The organism is Veillonella agrestimuris (genome assembly GCF_943193065.1).
Taxonomy (GTDB): Bacteria; Bacillota; Negativicutes; order Veillonellales; family Veillonellaceae; genus Veillonella; species Veillonella agrestimuris.
Window position 1 is genome coordinate 1 of sequence record NZ_CALPCS010000029.1, and the last position, 1,014, is coordinate 1,014.

Below are 1,014 nucleotides of genomic sequence, written 5' to 3' on the forward strand. Positions count from 1 at the left end.
ATGGCACCAACCACATAAGTGATTGGTGCCAAACAAATGATTAGGGATAAGCACCCCAACATTTGACAGAGAGCCTGTTAAAAGGCTGCTCATAGTACTCTGGAGCAGCCTTTTTTAGACGAGATTCTATTGATTATAAATAGGAGGATAAAAATATAAAAATTTTTTTATAAAATACTTGCACTGAACATGCATTCGTGATATATTGATATAGCACTAAGGCACAGATAGTGAAGACATAAAAACTTAGAAAAAAGTTTTGAAAAGTTCTTGACACTTGGTGTGGCAAATGATAGAATACATCTTGTCGTAATGATGCTGGCGTAGCTCAATCGGTAGAGCAGCTGACTTGTAATCAGCAGGTTGTGGGTTCAATTCCTATCGCCAGCTCCATTTTTTTATCATGGAGGGATTCCCGAGCGGCCAAAGGGAGCAGACTGTAAATCTGCCGTCTTCGACTTCGAAGGTTCGAATCCTTCTCCCTCCACCATTTTCATAGCGGGGTGGAGCAGTTGGTAGCTCGTCGGGCTCATAACCCGAAGGTCGCAGGTTCAAGTCCTGTCCCCGCAACCACAATTTTTCACAGAGACGTGAACGTAATTGTGCTGGTGTAGCTCAGTCGGCAGAGCGTATCCTTGGTAAGGATAAGGTCACCGGTTCAATCCCGGTCACTAGCTCCATACATGGCGGCATAGCTCAGTTGGCTAGAGCAATCGGTTCATACCCGGTGTGTCCGCGGTTCAAATCCGTGTGCCGCCACCATTTTAACCTCACAATGGTGAGGCTTTTTTTATGCCTAAAATCAGGTGAAATATATAATTTGTCATCCTGTGATATAATGATGTATAGAGGATGCATAATCCAATTGATAAAATTCGGTTAATGTATTATATTAATACTATCAAGTATTTTGTTTTTCTGAAGGAGGAGTATTTCCTAAAATGGCAAAAGAAAAATTTGAACGTAATAAACCGCATGTTAACATCGGTACAATCGGTCACGTTGACCATGGTA

5 tRNA genes are annotated in these 1,014 nt (G+C 41.7%); all 5 read left to right on the plus strand.

Annotated features, from left to right (window positions below):
* The first annotated feature begins 317 nt into the window (after positions 1 to 317).
* The 5 genes from NFR29_RS08255 (at position 318) to NFR29_RS08275 (ending at position 762) form a co-directional block, all read left to right on the plus strand.
* Positions 318 to 393, plus strand: a tRNA-Thr gene (locus NFR29_RS08255).
* 12 nt (positions 394 to 405) lie between these two features.
* Positions 406 to 490: transfer RNA gene (locus NFR29_RS08260), tRNA-Tyr, on the plus strand.
* Positions 491 to 497: 7 nt separating this feature from the next.
* A tRNA-Met gene (locus NFR29_RS08265) sits at positions 498 to 573 on the plus strand.
* A 31-nt stretch (positions 574 to 604) separates the two neighbouring features.
* A tRNA-Thr gene (locus tag NFR29_RS08270) sits at positions 605 to 680 on the plus strand.
* 5 nt (positions 681 to 685) lie between these two features.
* Positions 686 to 762, plus strand: a tRNA-Met gene (locus NFR29_RS08275).
* Positions 763 to 1,014: the final 252 nt, after the last annotated feature.